Source organism: Oxalobacteraceae bacterium OTU3CAMAD1 (assembly GCA_024123915.1).
In the GTDB taxonomy this organism is placed as follows: domain Bacteria; phylum Pseudomonadota; class Gammaproteobacteria; order Burkholderiales; family Burkholderiaceae_D; genus Rugamonas.
On sequence record CP099650.1, the window covers coordinates 6,248,429 to 6,274,716 of the forward strand.

At 63.0% G+C, this 26,288-nt stretch carries 13 protein-coding genes and 1 pseudogene; 2 read left to right on the top strand and 12 right to left on the bottom strand.

The annotated features are described in order from the left end of the window. The first annotated feature begins 34 nt into the window (after window positions 1-34). Together NHH88_26715 and NHH88_26720 are read left to right on the top strand one after the other, a co-directional pair. Window positions 35-781: an alpha/beta hydrolase gene (locus NHH88_26715; protein ID USX13218.1), complete on the top strand. Its 747-nt coding sequence runs from the start codon at window positions 35-37 to the stop codon at window positions 779-781. A 1-nt stretch (window position 782) separates the two neighbouring features. Continuing rightward, window positions 783-1,652, top strand: coding sequence for an alpha/beta hydrolase (locus tag NHH88_26720; protein USX13219.1), 870 nt, complete (start codon window positions 783-785; stop codon window positions 1,650-1,652). A gap of 111 nt (window positions 1,653-1,763) precedes the next feature. Here the strand turns inward: NHH88_26720 and NHH88_26725 are convergent, their stop codons facing one another. The 12 genes and pseudogenes from NHH88_26725 to NHH88_26780 form a co-directional block, all read right to left on the bottom strand. Beyond that, entirely contained in the window at window positions 1,764-4,541 is a 2,778-nt protein-coding gene (locus tag NHH88_26725; protein ID USX13220.1) for a glycoside hydrolase family 2, read from the bottom strand. Next, window positions 4,538-6,886 (bottom strand): glycoside hydrolase family 95 protein, encoded by a 2,349-nt coding sequence (locus NHH88_26730; protein ID USX13221.1) that lies wholly within the window; start codon window positions 6,884-6,886, stop codon window positions 4,538-4,540. Before NHH88_26730 ends, NHH88_26725 begins: the two co-directional genes overlap by 4 nt. An 88-nt stretch (window positions 6,887-6,974) precedes the next feature. After that, entirely contained in the window at window positions 6,975-9,851 is a 2,877-nt protein-coding gene (locus NHH88_26735; GenBank protein ID USX13222.1) for a DUF5110 domain-containing protein, read from the bottom strand. A 23-nt stretch (window positions 9,852-9,874) separates the two neighbouring features. Further along, window positions 9,875-11,476 carry a DUF5597 domain-containing protein gene (locus NHH88_26740; protein USX13223.1) on the bottom strand — a complete coding sequence of 534 codons (1,602 nt, stop codon included), beginning with the start codon at window positions 11,474-11,476 and terminating at the stop codon, window positions 9,875-9,877. A 59-nt stretch (window positions 11,477-11,535) separates the two neighbouring features. Then, window positions 11,536-14,553, bottom strand: a complete 3,018-nt coding sequence (locus NHH88_26745) for a TonB-dependent receptor (GenBank protein USX13224.1) — start codon at window positions 14,551-14,553, stop codon at window positions 11,536-11,538. Window positions 14,554-14,989: 436 nt separating this feature from the next. After that, complete coding sequence (gene gguB / locus NHH88_26750) at window positions 14,990-16,132, bottom strand: sugar ABC transporter permease (GenBank protein USX13225.1); 1,143 nt, start codon at window positions 16,130-16,132, stop codon at window positions 14,990-14,992. 19 nt (window positions 16,133-16,151) lie between these two features. After that, a complete protein-coding gene (gene xylG / locus NHH88_26755; GenBank protein USX13226.1) occupies window positions 16,152-17,678 on the bottom strand; it encodes a D-xylose ABC transporter ATP-binding protein in 1,527 nt (508 codons plus the stop codon). Window positions 17,679-17,812: 134 nt separating this feature from the next. Further along, complete coding sequence (gene xylF, locus NHH88_26760; protein USX13227.1) at window positions 17,813-18,820, bottom strand: D-xylose ABC transporter substrate-binding protein; 1,008 nt, start codon at window positions 18,818-18,820, stop codon at window positions 17,813-17,815. Between the two features lie 153 nt (window positions 18,821-18,973). Continuing rightward, on the bottom strand, window positions 18,974-20,764 hold the full coding sequence (locus NHH88_26765) for a dihydroxy-acid dehydratase family protein (GenBank protein ID USX13228.1): 1,791 nt from the start codon (window positions 20,762-20,764) through the stop codon (window positions 18,974-18,976). A gap of 24 nt (window positions 20,765-20,788) precedes the next feature. Beyond that, window positions 20,789-21,574 carry an SDR family oxidoreductase gene (locus NHH88_26770; protein USX17444.1) on the bottom strand — a complete coding sequence of 262 codons (786 nt, stop codon included), beginning with the start codon at window positions 21,572-21,574 and terminating at the stop codon, window positions 20,789-20,791. Window positions 21,575-21,601: 27 nt separating this feature from the next. Then, window positions 21,602-22,723, bottom strand: a pseudogene (locus tag NHH88_26775) (fumarylacetoacetate hydrolase family protein). A gap of 213 nt (window positions 22,724-22,936) precedes the next feature. Beyond that, on the bottom strand, window positions 22,937-24,160 hold the full coding sequence (locus NHH88_26780) for a DNA-binding transcriptional regulator (protein ID USX13229.1): 1,224 nt from the start codon (window positions 24,158-24,160) through the stop codon (window positions 22,937-22,939). Window positions 24,161-26,288 lie beyond the last annotated feature (2,128 nt).

Consider the following 26,288-nt stretch of genomic DNA (forward strand, 5'->3'; position numbering starts at 1 on the left):
TATGAAACCGGCCATCGTCCTGCTGCACAGCTCCATGAGTTCCAAGGCCCAATGGGCGACACTTGTAGAACTGCTCACGCCCGATTTCCGCTGCATCCCGCTCGACTTGCTCGGCTACGGCGCCGCGCCCTATCCACCGGGCGCCGGCCAGAGCGAAGCATACACCCATACGCTGGCCCACGAAGCGGACGCCGTCGCCGAAGCCATCGCCGCCCAGCTGGCGCCGGACGAAGCGTTCCACCTGGTCGGCCACTCGTTCGGCGGCGTCTCCGCGCTGCACCTGGCGCGCCGTATGCCGGAACGCGTGCGCACGTTGACCTTGTTCGAGCCGGTCGCCTTCCACCTGCTGCCGGAGCAGGACGCTGCGCGGGTGGAAATCGTCACCGTCGTCGGCGGCATCGTGGCATGCGCCTCCGACCGCGACGCCACCCGCATCTTCATCGACTACTGGAACCGTCCGGGCGCGTTCGACGCCGCGCCGGCATCGGCCCAGGACAAGATGATCGCGCAGATCGCCAAGGTCAAGCTGGACTTCCAGGCGCTGCTGGGCGAGCCGGTCTCCCTGGCCGATCTGGCCGTGCTGACGATGCCGGCGCTGGTGCTGTCCGGCCAGCTCAGTCCCGCCTCGACGCGATCGCTGGCCGCGCAGCTGGCGGCCGCGCTGCCCAACGCACGCGCGCTGCAAACACGCGGCGGCCATATGGGACCGATCACCCACGGCGACGCGATCAACCCCACCATTGCCGCCTTCCTGCGCGGTGAAGACCTGACCCAAGGCTGACATGCAAACCAATCTCCCATCGCGCGGCGTGTCCTCGCTCATTCAACGCGGCTTGCTGGCACTGGCGTTCAGCGGCATTGCCGCCCTGTCGCATGCCGCCGTCAAGCCGGTGACGGTGGCGCCGGAGGTCACCGGAGAATGGGTCACGCCGGATGGCGCCTGGGATGGCCGCACGGTGCTGATGCTGCACGGTTTCGCCGACGACCTGAATGGCGCCGGGGACCTGAGCAAGCGCATGTCCACGCGGCTGGCGGAAATGGGAATCGCGTCGTTGCGGATCAACTTCCGTGGCGAGGGTGGCCGCATGCGCAGCGACATCGATTCGACGCTCGACACGCGGGTCGCGGACACCGAGGCGGCGTATGCCTTCTTGCAGAAGCAGGCGGGCGTCAAGATCGCGCACAGCGCGGTGCTGGGATGGAGTTTGGGCGGCGCCACCGCGATGGTGGTGGGCAGCAAGCACCCGGAATGGTTCCGCAGCATGGTGGTGTGGTCCACGCCTAGCGGCGATTTGTATAAGTACTTCATGTCGAAGCCGACGCCGCAGAAAGCGGTGCGGGATGGCGTCGCCTCGGAGGTGATCCCGGGCTGGAAGACCATCACCACCAAGCGGGCGTTCTACGAGAGCTTCAAGGGTGTGGATCTGGACAAGGCGCTGGCCGGGTATCGGGGAGCGTTTTTGACGGTCCGGGGCAGCAAGGATTATCTGCCGCAGAGGGATTTTGATTTGATCAGGATCGCGCCGGGCAAACCGGCGCAGGCGGAGATGATCGATGGGGCGGATCATGTGTTCAACGTGTTCGAGGCCAACAGCCCGGCGGCCAAGCGCGTGATCGACATCACCGCCGCGTGGCTGGCCAAAACCCTTTGACAACGTAGGGCGGATTAGGCGGAACGCCGTAATCGGCCATCGATGAGCCGTCGACGGCGCACCGATGGCCGATTACGCTTCGCTAATCCGCCCTACGTGGTCCGACCGCTCTCACTTGCCGTCACCGATCACGATATCGATCGTATTCTCAAACCACGCCCCCAGGTTGGGCGTGTGCGCCCGCTGCGCCGACGGTCCCAGTTCATGCGGCGGATGGAATTTGGTCCCTATCGGCAGAATCGCGTTCAGGAACGAGATATCCCCCGGCGGGAATTCCATATGCGTCGCCTTCGGCTCGAAGCCTTCGCCGCTGGCCTCCCTCGGCGTAAACACCCGCAGCGCGATATCGTCGCTATGGTTGACGAACCTGATCGGCAGATTCCTCGTCGCCAGCTCCGCCCAATACACCTTGTCATGGAAGCCCTTAAACTCCGGATAATTCCACGACAAGCCCGTGATGGTGTCGTTGTAATCCTTCTGCCACACGTCGAACTCCACACCCTGCGTGCGGTTCTTCCACACGCGATAGGGACCGCGTCCCAGCCAGCGCATCGACTGCACCTGCGCATCCGGATAATCAAAGGTCACGCCCAACGCATCGGCAGGCTTGCCCCCCTCCATACCGTAGGCGTAGTTCACGCTCAACGTGCCCGCCGCATTCAAACGCCAGTTCACCTTGCGCAGGTTCCCCGTGTATTCCGCCTGCACTACCACGTCGTTGCCATCCTGGCGCGCGGCGATGCTCTTCAAGGTCGCCTTCCCCGCCACCAGACGCGGGCCGTTCGTCAACGGCACCACGGTATCGCCCTTCTTCAGCGAACGCAGATAGCCGGTGGTCTTGTCGATAACGGCATTCAGCGCGCCGGCCTGCAACTGGAAGCCGTCGCCCTCTTCCGTCAAGGTGGCTGCACCTGATGCCGCAGTCGCCGGTTGCATCCGCTGCGCCACCTGCTGCGCGTTGGCGATCATCCACGACCACGTATAGATTTCGCGGCCATCGCGGTCCGTCGCCGTGAAGTACAGCGCATCCTGCCGCGTCCAGTCGGCCGGCAAGGCGATGCTGGTGGTGCCGCGCATGCCGGCGGCGACATCCGGCGCCTTAGCGCTGCCTTTGGCCACTACCTTGTGGCCCGCCTCGCTGCCGAACTTCACCAACTGCCAACTCAGCTTCACCTGATTCAGATTGCTGATGTCATAGCGGTTCTCCAGCGTGATCTTGCCGTCGAAGCTAGGTGGCAGGAAGGCCATTTCCGATAATGGCAGATACACCGGCGTCCAGATCTTCTTCACGGCGAAGAAGCTGCCCTCTTTTTCGCGGTAAGGCCCGACGATGCCGTCCGGCGCCAGATTGCCGGCGACGTCGATGGCGCCATTCTTATCGTCGCGAACAATACCTTCATCCGCGAACGCCCAAAGGAAGCCCCCGGCGCTGAGTGGATTGGACAGCATATCCTTCCACCAGTCGTCCAGGCTCGCGCCGGCGCCGCCATCGTACAGGCCATGCAGAAACTCGGTCGGCATGAAGACATCGCGCCCATGGAACAGCGACGCCGCGCAGCAGTTGTAGGCCGGATAATGCGCGGTATCGATGCCGCCGAAGTTCGCCCACGGATGGATGACGGGACGCTTCTGCGTATCCCACTGCGGATACAGCTTGTCCAGGTCGTGATTGAACCCGCCCTCGTTACCGTTGGCCCAGAAGACGATCGACGGGTGATGCTGATCGCGCGTCACCAGTTCCTTCACCAGCGGCGTCGAGACATCGGTGTCGTAGGATTTCTGCCAGCCGGTCAACTCGTCGATCACGTACAGGCCCACTTCATCGGCCACGTCGAGGAAGTGCGGGTCCGGCGGATAATGGGACATCCGCACCGCGTTCATATTCATTTCCTTCATCAGCTTCGCGTCCTGGTAGCTCAGCGCCTTGCTGCTGGCGCGCCCCGACGTCGGCCAGATCGTATGCCGGTTCGATCCCTTGAAGCGCACCTTGTAGCCATTGACGTACACGCCATCGCGCGGGCGCAGTTCGATGGTGCGGAAGCCGATGGTCTTGCTCACCTCATGCACCACCTTTTTGCCGCTGACCAGCTGGAAATTGACCTTGTAACGCTGCGGATTCTCCGCCGACCAAGGTGTCACCCTGGCGACATTGCCCTTCAGCTGCGCCTTGCCGTTGACGACTTGCGCGGCCATCTCCCTACCGAGCGCTTTGCCGTCCAGGGTGGTCACGCGCGCGACGACTTTGCCGTCGTGCTGGCCGGCCAGGAAAACATCGGCGCTGAAATCGCCGTTGTGGCGCGCATCGAGGCTGATGCGGTCGATATTATCCTGTGGTTTGGCCTCCAGCCACACCGGCCGGTAGATACCGCTGAACAGCCAGAAGTCGCCATTGCGCTCCGCGCGGTTGACCGACTCGTTGGCGGAGAAACGATTGACCGTCACCTCCAGTTGGTTGCTCTGTCCAGGTTTCAGCAACTTGGAGATATCGTAGCGGAACTCGTAGAAGCCGCCCTGGTGGACGGCGCCCGCCGGCTGTCCGTTGATCTTCACCAGCGTATCGGTCATCGCCGCGCCGAACACGATGTCGATTTGCTTGCCCTGCCAGTCGGCGGGAACGTCGAACTTGTACCGGTACATGCCGGTGGTGTCCGGCGCCGGGTCCTTTCCCCAATCGACGAAGTAGCGGTACGTGCCGAAGCCCTCCATCTCCCAGTTCGACGGTACCGGTATGGTCTTCCACGATCCGCTATTGCGCCCGCCGTTGACCATGAAATCCCAGTTGACACGATGGTCCTTGTCCGTGCCGCTCAAATACTTAATTTGCGTAGCTTCCGCAAAAGCCAGTCCGCTCAATGCCAGCAGCAGCGTTCCAAGGACCTGTCGCATCATAGTTTTTCTCCCAGACGTTTGCTCTCCCCGACCTTGAGGTTGAGCGGTATGACCTTGTCGCCGTAACGTACCTTGCCGGCGCCCTCGCCCGCCGTGCGGCGTATCGTCGCCGATGCCAGCTTGCCGTTCTTCCACGCCAGATCGACCTCGTAGCCGCCGCGCGCGCGCAAGCCCTTGATCGAGCCGGTCGCCCAAGCCGACGGCAGCGCCGGCAGCAGGTGCAGCTCCCCCGTCTGCGACTGCAGCAACATCTCGCACATCGCGGCGGTGGCGCCGAAGTTACCGTCGATCTGAAACGGCGGATGCGCATCGAACATGTTGGCGTAGGTGCCGCCGGCGTTGTTCGATTCCGTGCCCTGGCCGCCCTGCTGCGCGGCGCGCGTGCCGGGCTTCGCCAGCTGCCCGCGCAGCATCTTGTGCGCGCGGTCGCCGTCCAGCAGGCGTGCCCAGAAAGCCGTCTTCCATGCCATCGACCAGCCGGTGCCGGCGTCGCCACGGCTCTCCAGCGACTTGCGGGCGGCGGCGGCCAGTTCAGGCGTCTTGGTCGGCGAGATCTGACGGCCCGGGAAGACGCCGAACAGATGCGACACGTGGCGATGCGTATCGCCCGGCTTGTCCAGCACCGGATCGTTCTTCTTCTCTTCCATCCACTCCAGCAGCTGGCCCCAGCTGCCGATGCGCGGCGCGGCCAGCCTGTCGCGCAGACCCGCTATCTGGTCGCGAAACTGAACATCACCCAACACATCCGCCGCATCGACGGTATTGTTGAACAAGTCCCAGATGATGGCCTGGTCGTAGGTCACGCCGTCCTCGATCGGGCCGTGCTCCGGCGACCATCCCAGCGGCGCGACCAGGCGGCCGTCGGGCAGCACCTTCAGATAGTCCTGCCAGAAGGCGACAGCCTCCTTCATCACCGGATAGGCGACTTCGCGCAAATACGTCTTGTCCTGCGTGTAGGCGTAGTGTTCCCAGAAATGCTGGGCATACCAGGCGTTGCCAGTCTTGTTCCAGATGTATCCCATGGCGCCGAACGGATTGGACTCGGTGCGCAAGGTCCAGCCGCGGACCGGCTTGCCGGCGGCGCTGACGAAGGTTTCCTCCTTCTGCACCGCCTCGCCGCTCAGGTCCGGCGCGGCCATCACCACGGAGGAAGGATCTGCGATCGCCTTGGCCGCCGTGTCGGCGATCAGCTGGCGATACACCGGCGCCACGCCCTGCACGAAGTTCAGGAAAGGCAGCGCGTGTTCCGACAGGTTGGCCGGTTCCGCCGGCCAGTAGTTCATCTGGACGTTGATGTTGGTGTGGTAGTCCGATCTCCACGGCGGGTTGAGGTTGTTGTTCCACAGCCCTTGCAGGTTGGCCGGCAGCGAGCCGCGCGAGCTGGAGATCAGCAGGTAACGGCCATACTGGAAGAACTGTGCCTCCAGCTCCGGGTCCCTGCCCTCGGTCGTATAGGTCTCGATGCGCTGATCGGTCGGCAGTGCGCGCCGCGCCGCCGTGGCCGCGCCGAAGTCCACGCTCACGCGGTTGAACTGCGCCTGAAAATCCTTGCGGTGTTCCGCCAGCAGCGCCGGCCACGGACGCGTCGCGGCGCCCACCTGGGCCGACACGCGCGCCAGCGGATGCTCGCCCTGGAACTTCTTCTCCGCATCGAGCACATAGCTGGTGCCGGCGCCGAGTATCAAGGTCACGGCGTCGCAGCCGGTGAAAGTGATCTTGTTGCCGTCAATGGCGATGGCGCCGCCCTCGTTCTGCACCTGCACCTGGCTGGCGTAGTCCATCGCGTTCGACGATGCATCGCCCTTGCCGCGCAGCGATCCGGTGGCAACGATGCGATTGCCCAGCGCGTTGATCTGCGCGTCGTGCATGTCGGTCAGTTCGATCGAGCCGGTGTACTGGCCGCGCTTGTCGGCGGTCAGCCGCACCGCGATCACCTGCGCCGGATAGCTGGCGAAGGCTTCGCGCTTGAACTTCACGCCCTTGTGCGTGTAGCTGACGCTGTGCAGGCTCTGGCCGATATCGAGCCGGCGCGAATAGTCGGTGGTGGCCTGGTCATGCCCCGGCAGGTTCACATACACGTCGCCGAACGGCTGATAGGAGCCCATGACCTTGTCGTCGCCGGTCCACAGCGTGATGTCGTTGAACTGGATGCGCTCGCGCGCCAGCTGGCCGAAGATCATGGCGCCGATACGGCCGTTACCGATCGGCAGCGCTTCGCGCTCCCACCCTTGCGGCGTATCGGGCGCCGCCTGTTTGTAGCGCAGCGTCAGATCCGGGGCCGCCGTCGCCGCGACGACGACCAACGCCGAGGATAAGAACAGTGTGGAGCGCAGCAAAATTTTCATGAATATTTTCTTGTAAAACGAAACAAAAACGGCGGAGGCGGCATGTACCGCCCCCGCCGTCATCGAGGAATCATCGTCAGTGCGGCAATCAGCGCTTGACGGTGACCGCCTTGCCTTCGTAGCTTACCGTCTTGTCGGCGGCGTCGAAGTTGTCCGAGCTCGAAACACCAGGCTTGATGAAGCGAACCTTGAACTCGCGCTTGGCGACCATGCCCTTGTACTGGCCAATGCGCTCGCCGATGGTGACGGTGCCGGTCTTGTCGTTGTAGCTCAGCGGAATACGCGTGAACTCGTTACGCATGTAGGCATTCGACACGCCGTCATCCTCGTACAGGCTGAACTTGCCGTCCGCGCCGGTGTAGATGTTCAGCGTGATCGGCGCGTCCGGCTTCTCGTCGACGTACTGCGTCACTGGACCCAGCGGCAGGATCGCGCCGGCTTTCACCAGCAGCGGCATGCGGGTTTCAGGCGCCTTGATCGAGGTCTTGGTGCCGCCTTTGTGCACTTCGCCGGTATAGAAGTCATACCAGTTGGCGCCCTTCGGCATGTAGACGCTACGCTCGCGCGCACCGTAGACGTACACCGGAGCGACCATCAGATTGTGGCCGAACAGGTACTGGTCGGCGATGTTCTTGACCGCGTCGTCCTTCGGGAAGTCCATCACCAGACCGCGCATGATGGTGCCCGATTCGTGGTGGGTGGTCGCGGCGGTCGAGTAAATGTACGGCATCATGCGATAGCGCAGTTTGTCGTACCAGACCATCGAGTCGCGCATCGGCGAGCCTTCAGGCGAAATCTCGTGGATCTCGCGCTTGACCACTTCGCCGTGGGAGCGGAACAGCGGCGACAACGCGCCGAACTGCCACCAGCGCAGATTCAGCTCGCGCCATTCCTTCATGTCCTCCGGCTTGGCTTTGACCGCCGCGACAGCGCGATTCTCCTGCGCGGTGCCGGTGGCGCCGTCCTGGAAGCGCTCTTCCTGCGCGTAGCCGCCGATATCGTGCGTCCAGTTCGGGATACCCGACATCGAGATGCTCACGCCGGCCGAGATCTGATCGTACAGATTGTTCCAGCGGCCGACGGTATCGCCGCTCCACAGGGCGGTGGCGTTGCGCTGGATGCCCGCGAAACCGGAACGCGACAGGATGAACTGGCGCTTCTCCGGCTGGTCGTTTTTCAGACCCTGGTAGAAGCCCTCGGTATGCACCAGGCTATACGGGTTGAAGGTGATTTCGCCGGCGCCGTAAACGGTCGGTCCGATCAGCTTCTTGAAGTCTTCCAGGCGGGTGTTCGACAGCACGTCAGGCTCGGTGTTGTCCATCCACCAGGCGTCGAAGCCCAGGTCGACCAGCTTGGACTTCATCTGGCGATAGTACATCTCGCGCGCGCCCTTGGTGTACGGATCGTAGTGGCTGTTCTTGTAGCCAGGGCCAACCCAGTCAAGATCGCCGTTTTCGACGTTCTTGGTCCACATGTAGCCCTTCGACGCGAGCTCCTTGTAGTTGGCGGTGTTGTCGTAGAACTTACCCCAGATCGAAATCATGATGCGGGCGTTGTTCTTGTGGACCTCGTCCACCAGGCCTTTAGGATCCGGGAAGCGCTGTTTGTCGAAGTCGTGCGAACCCCAGCCGTCTTGCGGCCAGTAGAACCAGTCCTGCACCATGGCGTCGACCGGCCAGCCCTGCTTGCGGTACTCCTTCAACACGCCGAGCAGCTGCTCCTGCGTCTCGTAACGCTGGCGCGACTGCCACAGGCCGTAGGACCACTTCGGCATCATCGGCGCCTGGCCCGTCAGATGACGGTAGCCGGCGATGACGTTGTCGATGCTGGTCTCGCCGTTGACGACGTAATAGTTGATGCTCTGCGCGACTTCCGACGAGAAGGTCAGCGAGTGGCGCTCAGGCGCCGGCAGCGGATCGTTGTGGGTCATGGCGATCATGCCGCCCGACGGTTTCCATTCCAGGTGCAGCTTGACCGGCTTGCCCGCTTCGAACTTCTGCTCGAAGTTGTGGTACCAAGGATTCCAGCTCTGGCGCCACACGTCCATGACTTCCTTGCCGTCCATGGTCAGCTTGGCGTAGTCCGACGAATACATCTGCATCTTGTGCACACCGGCCTTGTCGGACGTCAGCGTGCCTTCCCACACCACCTTGACGCCTTTGGCCGTCTTCGGATCGCCCGCTTCTTTCGGCCAGTTCTCGGCAACGTCCTTCAGGTATTGGAAATCGATGTCTTTTTCCTGGCGCGTCAGCACCAGTTTATCGTTGACGTAGTAGCGCGCGGTCAGGCCGCCGGCCTTGCCTTCGGCATCGACCAGTTTCAGGTCGCGGCTCAGGAAGCCGTATGGCTTGGCGTCGCCGAAGCGCGAGATCGAATTGTTATCCCACAAAACGCCGTAGTTCTTGTCCGAGACGACGAACGGCACCGCGATGACCATATTGTGCTGCATCAGCAGCACGTCTTCGCCGTTCAGGTTCATCTGGCCGTTCTGGTGCTGGCCCAAGCCGTAGTACGCGTCCTTGGTGCCGTGGTTGAAGCCCTGCTTGACCGCCATGAACGGCTTGCCGCCGACATCGACGGGCGACATGCTTTCCGAGGCCTGGCTCAGGAAAGCCTTGCCGGCCGCGTTGAAGAACTGCACCTGGCCGGTCGCCAGCGACACCGCCACCGAGATTTTCTTGGCCTTGAGCGTGACCTTGTCCTTGCCCGAAGCGGTGACGCTGAAGATACCGCTAACAGGTGCGGCCACCGTCATCAGCGATGGGGTCAGCTCCTTGCCTTCCTTGTCGGTCTTGACGACGTGGATGATGTTGTCGCTCATGACTTCCAGGCGCACTTCCTTGGCGCCCGAATCCGGCTTGACCACCACGCCGGTGGAGGTTTTCTCAAACGTGCCGGCCAGGGCCTGGCCGGACATCATCACCGCCAGGCACGAAGCCGCCGGTACTATCGCTTTGAATCGCATTCTCTATCTCCTGTTTTTTTTACTCAGTACGTACCGACTTTGACCTTCAACACCACCGGCTTGCCGGTCAGATTGAGGCCGTAGTCCGTCTGGTCGCCATTCCAGTTGCGTTCCATGATCCATTTACCGGATGGATCATAATACCCTTCCTCGACGCGCGCCCACATGGTTGGTTTGCCGTCCGCGTGGTCGATCTTTACGCGCGCATGCTGGCCGACGATGATGAACTCATTGTCGGCGATCTGTGCGATCGCCACGCCACCGTTGGGCTTCTCGGTGCCGGCCGGCAGGTCCTTCACTTCCTTGAAATACTCACGTTCGCCGAACTGCCATTCGCGGAACGAGATCGTGCCCTTCCAACCCTTCATCGCGATGGTCTGCGTCGCGCGGTCGTCGCCCTCGGCCACGCCGTAGGTGCGGCCCTCGAAGGCCCACTTGGACCACTGGCGCTCCATCGGCCGGAAGGCCGAATAGATTTTGCCATACGGCTCGACCATGGTCTTGTCGGTGGCCTTGTGACCGAGCGGGAAATTGCTGTAGTCCGCGTAGTCGATGCCGAACGGCGAGAAGTTGATCGCGCCGCGGCCAAGCACCAGGTAAGCGTAGCGCACGTACTCGGCGGCGTTGCTCATCTCCGGCACGGCCAGCGCATTGTCCGGACGCTGGAACTTGTCGAGCGTGGCGGCGAACTTCTTCGATTCCGGGTTGTAGATATCGGGCGCGGCGAAATCGATCGCCGGCGCCGCCGCTTTATAAATGTCGATCACGTCGAAGGTCGGGCCGCCGCTGGCGAAGTTCTTGTTCCACGGCTTGAGCGGTTCTTCCAGCGGATCGCGCACGGCGTTGTTGACGTACATCGGCAGGTTGTAGACCGCGCGGCCCGCCTTTGCAATGTCGCCGATGTAGCTCGCGATCGAATACGCGTGGAAGTACTCGTCGGCGTAGTCGCCGTAAACCTGCTTCCAGGTGCCGCTGGCGGCCAGCGCCACCGGCGATTTCTTACGTTTCAATACCGCTTCGGGCACCGGCTGGTTGAACAGCGCCTCGGCCTTGGGACCGTAGTCGCGCGCGAAGCCATAGGTGCCCACTTCATTCTGGACCTGCATCATGATGACGGTGCGGTGCGCCTCGTCGATCTTTTTGATGTGCGTCATCAGCGCGACGAACGCCTTCTTGTCGGCCTTTAGCGTCTCTTCGCCTTGCGGCGACAGGCAGTAAATCGGCTTGCCTTCCTTGTCCAGCATGCGCGGGAAGCGGGCGTTGTTGAACTTGACCCACTCCGGCGCGTAATTGGCGCCGGTGTTTTTCCAGGTGCCGAACCACAGCAGCACCAGGCGCACCTTATTCTTCCGCGCCTCGGCCACGAGGGTATCGACGTAACTGAAATCGAACTTGCCTTCCACCTGCTCGATCTGTTCCCATGCGACCGGGATCTCGAGGGTGTTGGCGTTCATGTCCTTGATCGCCGCCCACACCTTGTTCAGTGCAAGCGGATAGTTACTCGAGTTCTGCGCCTGCCCCCCGAACATGACAAAAGGCGCGCCGTCCACCATCAAGGCGTGACGGCCATCCTTTTGCACCAGTTCGGGGATAGGCGCGGCCGCCGCGCCAGCTGCGGCCAACATAACAAAACCAAAAGAGCTTACAAGCTGGCGGGCGGTAATCTTCATGCAGTCTGGTTTCCTTAGTCGAAGTTGTAGCTCACGCGAGCGGTGTAGCGCGGGCCCGACGAGAACCATGCGCGGCCCATCATACCGATGTTTTGCTGCATCAGGACCTTGTACTTGGAGTCGGTGATGTTCTGGGCTTCCAGACCGATCTGAATACGCTCGTTGATCTTGTACGACACGGAGGCATCGGCCTGGCCGTAGTCGTCCGCCCAAGTCGGCAGACCCCAGGCGACGTTACGCTGGCCGAAGGTGGCGCTGGCCGGATTGGTGTCCGTGCCGTCGGTACCCTGGGTGCCGTTCACGTTGACCGCCTGCAGGCTCTTCGAACGCCAGTTGTAGGCCAGGCGCGCCGACCATGGACCCTTGTCGTACATCAGGGCGATGTTGTACGAACGACGGGACAGGTTTTCCAGCGGCAGATTGCCGAAGGTGGTGCCGTTGGTGTCGCAACCGTTCAGGTTCAGGTTCAGGTTGGCCGCGCCACCGCCGCTGCCGGTGCAGTACTGCTGGAACACGCCGTTGTACAGGGTGCGCTCGCTGTCGACGAAGGTGAAGTTACCCTGCAGGCCAAGGCCCGACCAGGCGCCAGGCAACTTGTCGAAGTACTGCTGGTAAGCCAGCTCGAAACCACGTGCGCGGCCCTTGGCGCCGTTGACCGGTGCGGTGGTGATGAAGTTGTATCCCCGTCCGGTGACATCGGTCAGCTGGAACGCGGTGGTCTGGTTGACGATGACGTCCTTCAGGCGCTTGTTGAACACGGCCAGGGTGAACGAACCAACCGGCGAGAAGTACCACTCGGCGGTCAGGTCGAGCTGCTTGGCGGTGATCGGACGCAGGTTCGGATTGCCCTTGGCTTCACCGGAGTAGGTGATGCTGTTGACGGTGCCGTTGGCGGCGACGTCGGCGCTCTGGCTCAAGGTCGTGTAACCCTGCAGCTGCGACGGGTCCGGACGCGACATCGCGCCGGCGTAGGCGAAGCGGAACTGCAGCGTGTCGCTGGCTTTCATCCGCAGGTTCAGGCTAGGCAGCCAGTTGTGGTACGAGTTCTCGAAGGTGTCCGCGCGGGAGAAGCTATTGAACACCGGGATCGCCGGGTTGCTAGGCGCGGTCGAGTTGAACACCGTGTAGCCGCTGGCGGTGGAATCGGTCTTCACATAGCGCAGGCCGACGTTACCGTCGATCGGGAACTTCAGGTCGTCGAAGCCGAAGCGGGTTTGCGTGTACAGCGCCTTGGTCTTCTCGCTTTGCGAGTTGCGACCGGCCGGGTCGCCGCCGAAGGTGGCTGCCTTCCATGGCGTGCAGGTGTTGGTCTGCTGGCCGGCGGCGGCCAGCGTGGCGTTCTTCTCTGCGCACAGGATATCGTGGTAGGAGTGCAGCGTGGCGTAGCTCGATGGGTAGCCCTGCGACAGCGAGGAGTTCGGGAACACCACGGCCGGCACGCTCATTTTACCGTTGAAGAAGTTATCGAAGGCGTGGGTCGAGGTATTGCCCGAGAAACGCGGATCGCCCAGGTAGGCCAGACCACTGATCTCGCCCTGCCATGGCTGGGTGACGGCGGCCCAGTTGTAGCTCGGGTTGGAGTTCTCGGTGATCGAATCACGGTTGGTCATGCGCGCACCGAACTTGATGTCGCGGAAGATCGGGTGGTCGAAGTCGTATTTCAGATCGATTTTGCCCGCATCCGAATCGGCCTTGGCGCGATCCAGGTGCTCCATCGTGAACGCCCAGTAGTAGTTGTTCGGATTGGCCAGGTTGGCGCGGTCGGCTGCGTCGAAGATGATGTTCGGCAGGCTGCCCGACAGGTCCAGCTGTTCCTTCGGCATTCTCAGGCCGGTGGCCACAGTCGAATCGACGCTCTCGGTGTTGGCGCGGATGCGCTGCAGATCGGTGGTGATGGTCCAGCGATCGTTCGGGCGCCAGCGCATGTTCCACGACACGTCGGTGGTGTCGGACTTGCGCCACGCGGTACGGGTGTCATTGTTGAAGTTGATGCCGCCGTCGGCCGGATCGCTCAGCGTGCCGCTGATGAAGGTGCCGTTGTCGGCGTACTTGCCGTTCGCGACCTGGATGTTGTAAGGGCTCGACTGGGCGAAGATCGCCTGCTCGTCCCAGGTCATCTTGTACTTCGATTTGAAGTAGGTCAGGCCGGTGGTGATCTCGCTGTTCGGCTTCCACTGCAACGCGCCGTACGCGCCTTCGCGGGTGCGGTCGAAGTTCAGCGAACGCCATTGCGCGCCCTTCGGCACGTAGACGGTGCGGCCAGGCTCGATGTCGTTGCGCGGGTAGTACGGCTCGACCTGGATCGCGTCGGTGCGGGTGGCAGATTCCGAGTAGGCCAGGTCGATCAGGGCGCCGACTTCACCGAACGGGGTTTTCCAGCGGTTCGAGACCATGCCCGAACCCGATGGCGATGCTTTGCCCTTGCGCAGTTCGGAGTAGGTCTCCGAGCCGCTGATGGAGGCCTTGAAGCCCTTGTAATCGAACGGCATCGCGGTGCGCAGGTTGATCAGGCCACCGATGGCGCCCTCCACCTGTTCCGCCGACGGGTTCTTGTAGATGTCGACGCCGGCCATCAGCTCTGGCGGCACGTCTTCGAAGTTGAGCGAGCGGCCACCGTTGGCGGAAAACGAATCGCGGCCATTGAGTTCCGAGCGCACGTAGCTCAAGCCACGCACGGACACGCCCGAGCCTTCGACCGAGAAGTGATCCGGGTCGGCGCGCGACATGGCGCGGTCGATGGTCACGCCGGAGACGCGCTGCAGCACCTCGGTGACCGAGCGGTCCGGCAGCTTGCCGATATCGTCGGCGGAGATCGAGTCGACCACCTCGTCGGCGTTCTGTTTGATTTTCTGGGCCGACTGCAGCGCCGCGCGCTGGCCGGTGATGACCACGGCCACCGGCGCCGCGGCTGGCGCCGGAGTGTCGGATTGTGCGGCCGGAGCCTGGGCGGTCTGCGCGTGCGAAGCACCGCTGGCCATCATCGCCATCTGGGCCAGGCCCAGTGCGATCGCTGTCTTTTTAAACTGTTTCATGTTACGCTCTCCAAAAGGTATACGAATTTTTCATAGCTCTTAGGCTATTTGTTATTGGTGCTTTTCAGCGGCACTTGGGACTAGCCTGGGGTGGGTGATTCCGAACGCGGGACGAACGACACCCGCAGGCGCCACAAGGCGCGGTTGTTTGATCTTCATTGGGACGTCTCGCTCTTTAATATTTTTTTTCGTTCTGGCTTTACTGGCAGGGTGCCAAGGCCACACGATGATATGCAAACATTTTGCAAGTTACGCAAAAGTGTGGCAATTGCGAAATTCACCAAGCGGCGGAATGATAATCCGCAAGCGTCGCGTACTTTCGACAAACTCTCACACAAACCCGAACACACCCCCTCAGAAAACAACACCCGTAAACGACAACGCGGCCCGTCGTTGCGGGCCGCGTGCTGGTGAAACCGGACTCAGCTATTCAAACTCAACGGCGGCCCGAGCGCGTCGCCACATCGACCCACACCGCCAACGTCAGAATGCAGCCCTTGACGATCATCTGCCAGTAGGTGTCGACGTCCAGCATCGACATGCCGTTATCCAGGCTGGCCATCACCAGCGCGCCGATCAAGGCGCCGTACACGGTGCCCGAGCCGCCGCGCATCGAGGTGCCGCCGATGAAGCAGGCCGCGATCGCATCGAGTTCGCCCGAGGTGCCGGCCGACGGCGAACCGGCCGCCAGACGGGCCGTGTTGATCAAGCCGGCGAGTGCGCACATCAAGCCCATGATCCCGAAGATCCACAGCTTCACCGCCTGCACGTTGACGCCGGAAAGACGGGTCGCCTCCATGTTGCTGCCCACCGCGTAGATACGGCGGCCGAACACGGTCTGCGTGGCGACATAGCTAAAGATACCCAGCAGCGCCAGCAACAACAGCACCGGCAGCGGAATGCCCTCGTAGCTGTTCAAGGTGCGCACGAAAGCGAACAGCACCACGCCGATTGCCGCAAGGCGCAAACCGTCGCGCCACATCGGCGGCACCGGCAGGCCGTGGCGGGCCAGGCTGACGCGCTGACGCCAGGTCAGCACCGCGCCCAGGATGAACAGGCCAATGCCCAGCACCACGCCCATTTGCGGCGACAGGTAGCCCTGGCCCAGGTGCACCAGCGGCTCGGACACCGGCGCCACCGTCACGCCGTCGGTCACGCCCAGCACGATGCCGCGGTAGGCCAGCATGCCGCCCAGGCCCACGATGAAGGACGGTATATGTTTATATGCCGTCAGATAGCCGTTGAACAGGCCAAGCACCAGGCCACAGGCCAGCACCACCGCGACGGTGGCTGGCAGGGGCATGTGGTGCGTGACGTCGAGCACCGCCGCCACCCCGCCCAGAAGGCCGAGCAGCGAGCCGACCGACAGGTCGATCTCGCCGGCGATGATGACGAAAGCCATGCCGCAGGCGACGATGCCGGTGACGGCCATCTGGCGCATCAGGTTCGACAGGTTGCGCGGCGAGATGAAGCCGCCCTCCGTCTTCCAGCTGAAGAAGGCCCAGATGATGGCGATGGCGATCAGCAGCGCCAGGATCTTGTACTGCGTGAAGAGCTGTTTGAGATTTAAGGTTTTCATGGATTTCAAAGGTAAGTCATCACGAATGATCGAGTGCCGCCGACAGCAGCGTTTCCTGGGTCAGGTTCTGGTTGACGAAATCGCCGCGCAGCTTGCCCTCGCCCATCACCAGCACGCGGTCGGACACGCCCAGTACTTCGGCCAGTTCGGACGACACCATGATGATGGAGACGCCCTGGCTGGCCAGTTCCAGCATCAACTTGTAGATTTCGAACTTGGCGCCGACGTCGACGCCGCGTGTCGGCTCGTCGAGGATCAGCACCTTGGGGCGCGTCAGCAGCATCTTCGACAGCACCGCCTTTTGCTGGTTGCCGCCCGAGAGCGACGTGATCGACAGGAACGGGCTGGCCGTCTTCAGCGCCAGGCGCGCGATCTCCTCGCTGACCACCTTCAGTTCCGCCTCGCGGTCGATGCGGGTGAAATTCGAGAAGCGCCCCAGCACCGACAGCGTGATGTTCTGGCCGACGTCCAGGTCGCGCACGATGCCGTGCTGCTTGCGGTCCTCCGGCACCAGCGCCAGGCCGGCGCGGATCGCCTTGAGCGGGGTGCTGCTATCGATCCTGGCGCCGTTGAGCCATACCTCGGCTTCCGAACGGCCCGGATAGGCGCCGAACAGCGCCGACACCAGCTCCGTGCGGCCGGCGCCGACCAGGCCCGCGATGCCGAGGATTTCGCCCTTGCGCAGCGCGAAGGAGACGTTGTCGACCTTCCTGCGCTCGGGCTTCTCGACGTCGTAGCAAATCACGTTGCGCGCCTCGAACACGATTTCCTCGCTCGGCGCGCGCTCCAGCGTCGGATACAGCTGGTTCATTTCGCGGCCGACCATCTGCGCGATGATCTGCTTGACGTCCATCTTGTCCATCGGCGTGGTAGCGATGTGCTGGCCGTCGCGGATGACGACGATGGTGTCGCAAATCGCCTCGACCTCGTCGAGTTTGTGCGAGATGTAGACGCAGGCCACACCCTTGGCCTTCAGGCCGCGGATGATATTGAGCAGCACCTGGATCTCGGAGGTCGTCAGCGACGACGACGGCTCGTCCAGGATCAGCAGGCGCGCGTTTTTGTTCAGCGCCTTGGCGATCTCGATCAACTGCTGGTGGCCGCCGCCGTAGTTCGACACCGGCAGCACCACGTTGACGTCGGTCAGGTTCAATTCCTTCAGCAGCGCCTCGGCGCGCTGATTCATGGCCGAATAATCCATGCGGCCGCCCGGCAAGGTGATCTCGTTGCCGAGGAACAGATTCTCGGTGACGGACAGCTCCGGCACCAGCATCAGTTCCTGGTGGATGATGACGACGCCGGCGGCTTCGCTTTCGCGGATCGACTGCGCGCGCAGCGGCTTGCCGTCGAAGAGGATCTCGCCGTCCCAGGTGCCGTGCGGGTAGACGGCGGACAGCACTTTCATCAGGGTCGACTTGCCGGCGCCATTCTCGCCGCACAAGCCGATGCACTCACCGGCCCGCACTTGCAGGTCGATGCCGTCGAGCGCCGGAACACCGCCAAATTTTTTGACGATGCCCTTCATTTCTAGCAAATAGCCGGACATACTGGTTCTCGCAGAGGTGGTGGAACTCGCCACGCGCAAGCCGCTACACGGAGCGGAACAGGGCGTGGCGAAAGACAGTGCGAACGCACGGCGAGGCGTCCTAAGACGACGCCCCGGTCTTCATGAAGCGGCTATTACTTCGCAGCCGCGAGTTGGGCCTTGGTATAGAAGCCGTCGGCCACGACGACATCCATATTCGCCTTGGTCAGCATGGTTGGCTTCAGCAGCAGCGTATCGACTTGTTTGAAGCCGTTCTGATACTGCGAATTGAAGCCCGGCTTTTCGCCGCGCACCAGTTGGACCGACAGCTTGGCGGCCTCGGTGGCGATCAGCTTGAGCGGCTTGTAGACGGTCATGGTCTGGGTGCCGGCGATGACGCGGCGCACGCCGGCCAGATCGGCGTCCTGGCCGGAGACGGCCACTTTGCCGTCCAGCTTTTGCGAAGCCAGCGCCTGGATCGCGCCGCCGGCGGTGGCGTCGTTGGAGGCGACCACCGCATCGAGCTTGTTGCCGTTGGCGGTCAGCGCGTTTTCGACGATGGACATCGCCTCGGCCGGATTCCAGTCCTTGACCCACTGCTTGCCGACGACTTTGATGTCGCCCTTGTCGATCAGCGGCTGCAATACCTTCAGCTGGCCTTCGCGCAGCATCTTGGCGTTGTTGTCGGTTGGCGCGCCGCCCAGCAGGTAGTAGTTACCCTTTGGTTTGACGGCGACCACACCCTGCGCCTGCATCTCGCCGACCATCTTGTTGTCGAAGGAGATGTAAGCGTCGATATCGGCGTTGAGGATCAGGCGGTCGTACGAGATGACCTTGATCTTGGCCTTCTTCGCCTCTTTGACGGCATTGTTCAGCACCGTGGCGTTGTAAGGAACGATGACCAGCACGTCGACGCCGCGCGAGATCAGGTTCTCGATCTGGGCGATCTGGCGCTGCTCGCTGGCGTCGGCCGACTGCACGAAGACTTTGGCGCCCTGCTTTTCAGCGGCGGCGACGAAGTAGTCGCGATCGCGCGCCCAGCGCTCGAGGCGCAGGTCGTCGATGGAAAAGCCGATTTTAGGGTTCTTGGCGTCCGCCATGGCGTTACCGCCGGCGCACACCATCATGACCGCGATGGCGGCCGCACTCAGTAATTTCTTCATTTATTTCGTCTCCTGATTCGAATGCCGTTTTGCCTGACACAGGCCCTACATTTCTAGCTCGTTACTGCACAGGTCTATGCCCACTTTTACAGATTTTCGTAGGGCGGATTAGGCAAAGCCGTAATCCGCCATGCGCCGCCAGCGGCGTCACCTTTAATGATTATGCCGGGCCGGATTATCCACCACGCCCCGGTATGGTACAGCCAGTTCCATGCACGCACCGTTTTCCATTTGGCCCACGGTGCTGCGATAAATTTCTTGCCAAGGCGTCTGGCTGGCCGGAATGGCCGGCAGCGCGCCCTTCTTGCGTTCTTCCCACTCGGCCTGCGGGACCAGCGCGTCGCAAGTACCGGCGTTCAGATCGACGCGGATCATATCACCGGTGCGCAGCCACGCCAGACCGCCGCCGACGGCGCTTTCCGGCGACGCGTTCAGGATCGACGGGCTGTCCGAGGTGCCGGACTGGCGTCCGTCGCCCAAGGTCGGCAGCCAGTTGACGCCGCGCTTGACCAGCGCATCGGGCGGTTGCATGTTCACCACCTCGGCGGAACCAGGCCAGCCCACCGGGCCGGCGCCGCGAATCACGAGGATGCAATCCTCGTCGATGTTCAGCGCCGGATCGTTGATACGGTTGTGATAGTCGGTTGAACCGTCGAACACCACGGCGCGCGACTCGAACACGTTTTCCTGGCCAGGCTTGCTCAGATAACGCTCGCGGAAGGCCGGCGAAATCACGCTCGTCTTCATGATGGCGAAATCGAACAGGTTGCCCTTCAAGACGAAGAAGCCCGCATCTTCTTTCAGCGGCGCGTTGAACGGGAAGATCACTTCGCGGTCCTGCGTCTCTTTACCGGTCAGGTTGTCGCGCATGGTGCGGCCGGTGACGGTGGCGCGCTCCGAGCGCAACATGCCCTGCTGCTCCAGCTCCCACATCACGGCCGGCACGCCGCCCGCGCGGTGGAAACGCTCGCCGAGGAACTTACCGGCGGGCTGCATGTTCAGCAGCAGCGGCACCTTGTGGCCGAATTCCATCCAGTCGCTCGAATGCAGCTCGACGCCGGCGTGGCGCGCCATCGCGACGATGTGCTGCTGCGCGTTGGTCGAACCGCCGATGGCGGCGTTGACCACGATCGCGTCGAGGAAGGCGTCGCGGTTCAGGATCGAAGACGGCTTGATGTCCAGCTTTGCCATCTCGACGATGCGGCGGCCGGTTTCGTACGCCATCTGGCCACGTTCGCGGTACGGCGCCGGAATCGCCGAGCAACCGGTCAGCGACATGCCCAGCGCCTCGGCGATGGCGTTCATCGTCGACGCGGTGCCCATGGTGTTGCAGTGCCCCGCCGACGGCGCCGAGGCGGCGGCGATCTGCAGGAACTTCTCGTTGTCGATGGTGCCGGCGGCCAGCTGGCGGCGGCCTTTCCAGATCGCCGCGCCGGAACCGGCCAGTTCACCCTCGAACCAACCGTCCAGCATCGGACCGCCGGACAGCACGATGGCGGGAATATCCACCGTCGATGCGGCCATGATCTGCGACGGCGTGGTCTTGTCGCAGCCGGTGGTCAGCACCACGGCGTCGATCGGATAGCCGTGCAGGATCTCGACCAGTCCCATATAGGCCAGGTTGCGGTCGATCGCCGCCGTCGGACGACGGCAGTTCTCGAAGATCGGATGCAGCGGGAATTCCATCGCGATACCGCCCGCATCACGGATGCCGTCGCGCACGCGCTTGGCCAGCTCCAGGTGGATGCGGTTGCACGGGCTGATGTCGCTGCCGCTTTGCGCGATGCCGATGATCGGGCGGCCCGAGCGCAGCTCTTCCGGCGTGATCCCGTAGTTCATGAAGCGCTCGAGATAGAGCGCGGTCATGTCGATATGGTCTGGATTGTCGAACCAGTCTTGCGAGCGGTAGCGGCGTGGCTGCTGGTTGTTCATGTCATTGCTCATTTTGTTTAAGCGTCCCTGTGCTTCTTATGCGCCGTACCAGCCGGCATCGACGAAGTATTCACGACCGGAGCATGCCGAGGCGCTGTCCGAGGAAAGGAACAGCGTTATCGCCGCCACGTCGTCCACTTGCACGCGCTTTTTCAGGCACTGGCCGGCCAGGATGCGAGCTTCCTCGTCCGGCGTGTGCCACAACGCTTCCTGGCGCGGCGTACGTACGCCACCAGGAATAATGCAATTGACACGGATATTATCAGGTCCCAGATCGCGCGCAAGGCCACGGGTCATGCCTTCGATGGCGGCTTTGGCCATCATGTACAGGGTCAGGTCCGGCAGCGCCAGGTGCCACGAGATCGAACCGAAGTTCAGGATCACGCCGCCGCCCTGCTCGCGCATGCCCTGCGCCACGGCCTTGGCGCAGAAATATTGGTGACGCAGGTTGACCGCCATGCGGCCTTCCCAGTATGCCGGGGTGACGTCGGCCAGGTTGTGGCGGTCGTCGTTGGCGGCATTGTTGATCAGGATATCGACGGTGCCGATGTCGGCGAAGGTCTTGGCCAGCACATCGAGGTTGGTCAGGTCGCAGTGCAGGTACTTCGGCGGCACCGCCAGGGTCGACAAGGTCGCCTCCAGCGCGCGCGAATCGGCTTCCGCGATATCGAGGAAGGTCACCTGGGCGCCCTGGCGCGCATAGGCCTCGACGATGCCGGCGCCGATGCCGCTGCCGCCACCGGTGACGACCACGCGCTTGCCGGCCAGGCTAGGATAGATCGCCTGTTCCGGCTTGGTTTGCGCGGCCGGCTTGGCGGCCACTGGAGCCGAAGCGCGGGCGCGGTTCATCAGCGCGCGCACGCCGTAGGTCCACGGTGCGATCTGGTCGCTGCGCTGCACATGGTTGACCAGGGCGCCCAGCGAAGGCGTCGAGATGCTGACACGGTCGCCCAGGTGGTGGGTGAAACCGCCGCCGACGGCGTCGCGGTCTTTGATCGGCGAGAACATCGTACCGAGGAACAGCATGAAGCCGTCCGGGTACTGGTGATGGCGGCCGCACACCTGGCTGACCAGGTCCAGCGGATCGCGGCTGATTTCGCGCATGCGGCTGGCGCCGGCCAAACGGAAATCGTCGTCCCGGCCTTCGATCAGCATGCTCACTTCCGCGTTGCGGATGGTATCGATGGTGAAGTGTTCGTCGAACAGGCGGATGAACGGGCCGATCGAGCACGAACCGTTGTTGTCCTTGGCCTTACCCAGCAGCAGCGCGCTGCGGCCTTCGATGTCGCGCAGATTGACGTCATTGCCCAGGGTGGCGCCGAGCACCTTGGCCTGGCTGTTGACGGCCAGGACAATCTCCGGCTCCGGGTTGTTCCACTTCGAATCAGGGTGCAGGCCGACGTCGGCGCCCACGCCGACAGCGGACATCGGCTGCGACTTGGAGAACACCTCGGCGTCGGGACCGATACCGACTTCCATGTACGGCGACCACAGGCCGCGCTCGATCAGGTCCGCCTTCAGCTTGGCCGCTTCCGGCGAACCCGGACGGATGGCCGACAGGTCGGAACCGATGATGGTCTGGATTTCGGCGCGCAGGGCGTTGGCGCGCGACGGATCGCCGGCGGCCTGCTCTTCGATCACGCGTTCCAGCAGGCTGACCGCGAAGGTCACGCCGCAGGCCTTGATCGCCTGCAGGTCGCATGGCGCCAGCAGGCGCGGGATGCCGCCGTCGGCGGCGCCGCCGATAGCATTCGCCAGCAAGGCCTGCACGGGACCGAGCGATTCGCCGGGAGCGGAACGGGCCACTTCCAGCGCGTCGTCGCGCTCCAGCAAATCGGACATGGTCGGGGCGTGGCCGGTGATGTCGAACACCTCGCTGTTGCGTACGGCGACCACACAAGGACCATTGATGACGCCATCACGCCATACACGTCCCACCAGCACTGCGCGGCTTACATCGTCCGGCAGCATCGAATTTATATTATTTTCCAAGGTCTCTCTCTCCAAGCAGGCTAGCAAACTGCGTGGGAGATTTTCACCTTATTCAGGGGTGGGGGCAATTACGAAAACCACCAAGCACGGTCATGATTTACGCGTATTTTGGTCAAATACGTTAAACCTGCACGGCGATCCGCTGCGGGGTCGTACCCCAAGGGGTACGACCCCTCTCATGGGGTGCGGGTTTCAGGCGACGCTGCGCAAGGCGGGCGCAGCGCCCTCCGGCGCGGCTGCCGTCTCCGGGCACTTGAGCATGCGGTCCTGGTAGGCGCGCGGCGTGCAGCCCAGCTCACGCTTGAACACCGCGTGCATGTACTGGACGGAAGTGAAGCCGCAGGTCAGCGCCACCTCGGCGATGCTGCTGTCGCCGCGCGCCAGGCGCTCGGTGGCCGCATCCAGTTTAAAGCGCAGGATCACATCGTGCACGCTGCAATCAAGCTCCTGGCGGAAGTACGACTCCAGGGACGAGCGCGAAATCCCGACATATTCGGCCACCTGGTGCGTCTTGATGCCCTGGCAGGCGTATTGGCGGATGAAATGGCGCGCGCGCATCACGTGCGGATGTTTGGGCGCCTCGTGGCGGGTGGAGGTCTGGACGTTGATGCCGACCGGCGGCACCATCACGCGCGTGCCCTGCAGACGCACGCCGTGCAGCATCTGGTCCAGCAGGTGGGCGGCGGTGCGGCCCATCTCCTGGGCGCCCTGGATCACGGAACTGAGGGGAATGCGGGTGAGCATGCGCGCCAGCGGATCGTTGTCGATGCCGATCAGCGCCACCTGCTCCGGCACCTCGATATTGGCCATGATGCAGGCTTGCAGCAGCTGGCGCGCGCGCGCGTCGGTAACGGCGATGATGCCGACCGGCTTGGGCAGGCTATGCAGCCATTTGATCTGCTGCTCCACCGCCTCGTCCCACGAGGCGGCGCTGGTGCCCAGGCCGCGATAGATCTGCGGCTCCATCTTGTCGTCGGTCATCAGCTTGCGGAACGCCGTCTCACGCTCCTGCGCCCAGCGGTTTTCCTGCGCCTCCGGCAGGCTGAACATGGCGAAATGGCGCAAGCCCGCCTCGATTAGATGATCGTGGGCAAGTTTAATCAGTTTGAAGTTGTCGGTCGCGACGTAGGGCACGCCGGTCGGATAGTTGATCTCGCTGGCGTAGGAGCCGCCCACGGCCACCACCGGGATGCGGGTGCGCGACAACGCGGCGGCCACGGCCGGATCGTCGAAATCGGCGATGATGCCGTCGCCCTGCCAGTGCTCGATGCCGGGCAGGCGCAAGCGGAAGTCCTCTTCCAGGAACAGATCCCAGGACGCGCGGGTACTGCTCAAATGCGCGGCAATACCGGCGATGACTTCGCGGTCAAAAATCTTGTTTGCGTTAAATAACAGCGCAATACGGTGGGACTTCATCTGCATCTTCAACTACCTCAATCGGAAACGGCTCGTCTCATCGCACCCTCTCGGGGATGCGATTTGTATTGTGGCATGATTCCGTCACGATTTAGATGAAAAAGACGTTCCCGTCCGTAAATGACACCATCTATTCGGCTATTTTTCTCCTGTCATAGGGGTAGGTTTCCCAAATACAATGCCTCGGCCCGCCGTACTCATGAAAACGATGCCAAAAGTATTCATGTCACCGATAACGAATTGGGCATCGCCCGGGCCGCCGTATTGATGATCATCATCATTAATGCGCAGCCAGGTCGCTCCCGTGTCGGTTGAGCGGAACACGCCGCGCACGCCGCCGACGGTGCCCCAGATGTAGACGGCGGGATAATTGGCGCCCGGGGCGGCCTTGCCGAAGCCCACCGCCGCTGCGTAGGTGACACCCGGCAGGTTATTGAAGCTCTTGCCGGAATCGGTGGAACGGGCCAGGCCGGCGTCGTATTGCGGCGTCCAGATGTCGCCCTCGCGGCCCGGCGCCGCCCGTAGCACCGCGCGTGTGCGCTTGGCCGACGCCAGCGCGCCGGCCGGGGCGAAACTGGCGCCGCCGTCGGTGCTCACCAGCACATGGTCGCCGCCGATGGCGTAAAACTTCTTCGCGTCGACCGGATCGGCCACCGGACGGGCGCCGCCCAGGCCCTTGACCGGGTTCCAGCTGTCACCGCCATTCACGCTGACGTAGCTGGTGTCCGATTTCTCCGGGCTGTGCACGATCACCTTGCCGTCGGCGCTCAGGGCCAGCTGGCCTTTGGTGCCGTTCATGGACGCGGCCTTCTTCCAGCTCACGCCCATGTCGTTGGAGATGTAGATCGCGCTGCCGGCGCGCGCCACCACGTTGGGATTCTTGGCTGCGAAGTCCAGACCCCAGGTCGTGCCCATGGTCGGCGTATGGATCGGCGAGTATTTGGTCGGGTCGGTGTGGCGGAAGCCGTCATAGTCGCCGATCGCCGAGATCACCGGGCCGCCGGGAATGCTGACCAGGTTGAGCGGCACCGACTCCTCCAGGCCCTCGTCCTCGAACTTCCAGATCCCCGGCGAGGCGTTGATATCGGTCGAATTGAAGATGCCGTTGCCGGAAACGACCATCAGCTTTTTCGTGTCGAAGGGATCGAATTCCACGCTGGCCGCCCAGTGTATGAAGCTGCCGGCGATCCAGCTCACGCCATTGGCGTCGATCTTCACGCCCTGGTCGACGATGCTCTTCCAGCTCTTGCCGCCGTCCAGCGTCTCGAAGAACTGGTCGCGTATCGCGTTGGTGTTGTTGCGGTAGTAGCTGATGGTGGTGACCACCATGCGTTTGGGGTTGCCCGGATCGACGGTGATGCCGGCGTAGGCGCGGTTCAGCGGCGGCGAAATATCGGTCCACTTCTTGGCGGCGATATCGTACTGCCACACGCCGCCCTCCTCCAGACCCTCGCCGTGGGCGACATCGCCCCACGGACCGGCGCCCTTGGCGAACGTCACCACCAGCTTGCCGTCCGCCAGAACGGCGCGGTGCGGCATCAGCTTCGACGGCCCGCCCGCCATGGCGGTAAAGGTCTTGCCGGCGTCGTCGGACACGTACATATTGGCGCCGTCCTTGCCGAAGCGCGAAACGCCGGCGAACAGGCGCTGCGTGGCGCCATCCTTCACGCTGGACGGATCGAGGACGACCAGGCTCACGCCGTTCTTGTTGACCGGCGTGGTGGTCACGTCCAGGCCATCGAGACGTCGCCAGGTCATGCCCTCGTCCACGCTCTTGAACATGCCGTTGGCGCGTGTGCCGATGTACAGGATTTTGCCGTTGGCCGGATCGACCTGCAGTTTCTCGCCGTTGCCGCGTCCCATGCCGTTGCCATGCACCTTGAACTGATTGGTGACGTCGATCTTGGTGAAGGTTTTGCCGTAGTCGCTGGACTTCAGGATCGCGCTGGCGCCGCCGTTAAAATACTCGATACCGGTCGACATATACACCCGGCCCGGCGTGGTCGGATCGATGGCGATCGACTCCACACCCAGAATGCCGGTCTCGCGGTCGGACACCCAGTCCATCAGGGCGATCCAGCGCTTGCTCGGCGCGTCCCAGCGATAGGCGCCGCCGACGTCGGTGCGC

Bases quoted from the DNA above. Each gene is read 5' to 3' on its own strand.
- NHH88_26780 (USX13229.1), bottom strand. From the start codon at position 24,160: ATGAAGTCCCACCGTATTGCGCTGTTATTTAACGCAAACAAGATTTTT.
- NHH88_26745 (USX13224.1), bottom strand. From the start codon at position 14,553: ATGAAACAGTTTAAAAAGACAGCGATCGCACTGGGCCTGGCCCAGATG.
- NHH88_26725 (USX13220.1), bottom strand. From the start codon at position 4,541: ATGATGCGACAGGTCCTTGGAACGCTGCTGCTGGCATTGAGCGGACTG.
- NHH88_26715 (USX13218.1), top strand. From the start codon at position 35: ATGAGTTCCAAGGCCCAATGGGCGACACTTGTAGAACTGCTCACGCCC.
- xylF (USX13227.1), bottom strand. From the start codon at position 18,820: ATGAAGAAATTACTGAGTGCGGCCGCCATCGCGGTCATGATGGTGTGC.
- NHH88_26765 (USX13228.1), bottom strand. From the start codon at position 20,764: ATGAGCAATGACATGAACAACCAGCAGCCACGCCGCTACCGCTCGCAA.
- gguB (USX13225.1), bottom strand. From the start codon at position 16,132: ATGAAAACCTTAAATCTCAAACAGCTCTTCACGCAGTACAAGATCCTG.
- NHH88_26720 (USX13219.1), top strand. From the start codon at position 783: ATGCAAACCAATCTCCCATCGCGCGGCGTGTCCTCGCTCATTCAACGC.
- NHH88_26730 (USX13221.1), bottom strand. From the start codon at position 6,886: ATGAAAATTTTGCTGCGCTCCACACTGTTCTTATCCTCGGCGTTGGTC.
- xylG (USX13226.1), bottom strand. From the start codon at position 17,678: ATGTCCGGCTATTTGCTAGAAATGAAGGGCATCGTCAAAAAATTTGGC.
- NHH88_26735 (USX13222.1), bottom strand. From the start codon at position 9,851: ATGCGATTCAAAGCGATAGTACCGGCGGCTTCGTGCCTGGCGGTGATG.
- NHH88_26740 (USX13223.1), bottom strand. From the start codon at position 11,476: ATGTTGGCCGCAGCTGGCGCGGCGGCCGCGCCTATCCCCGAACTGGTG.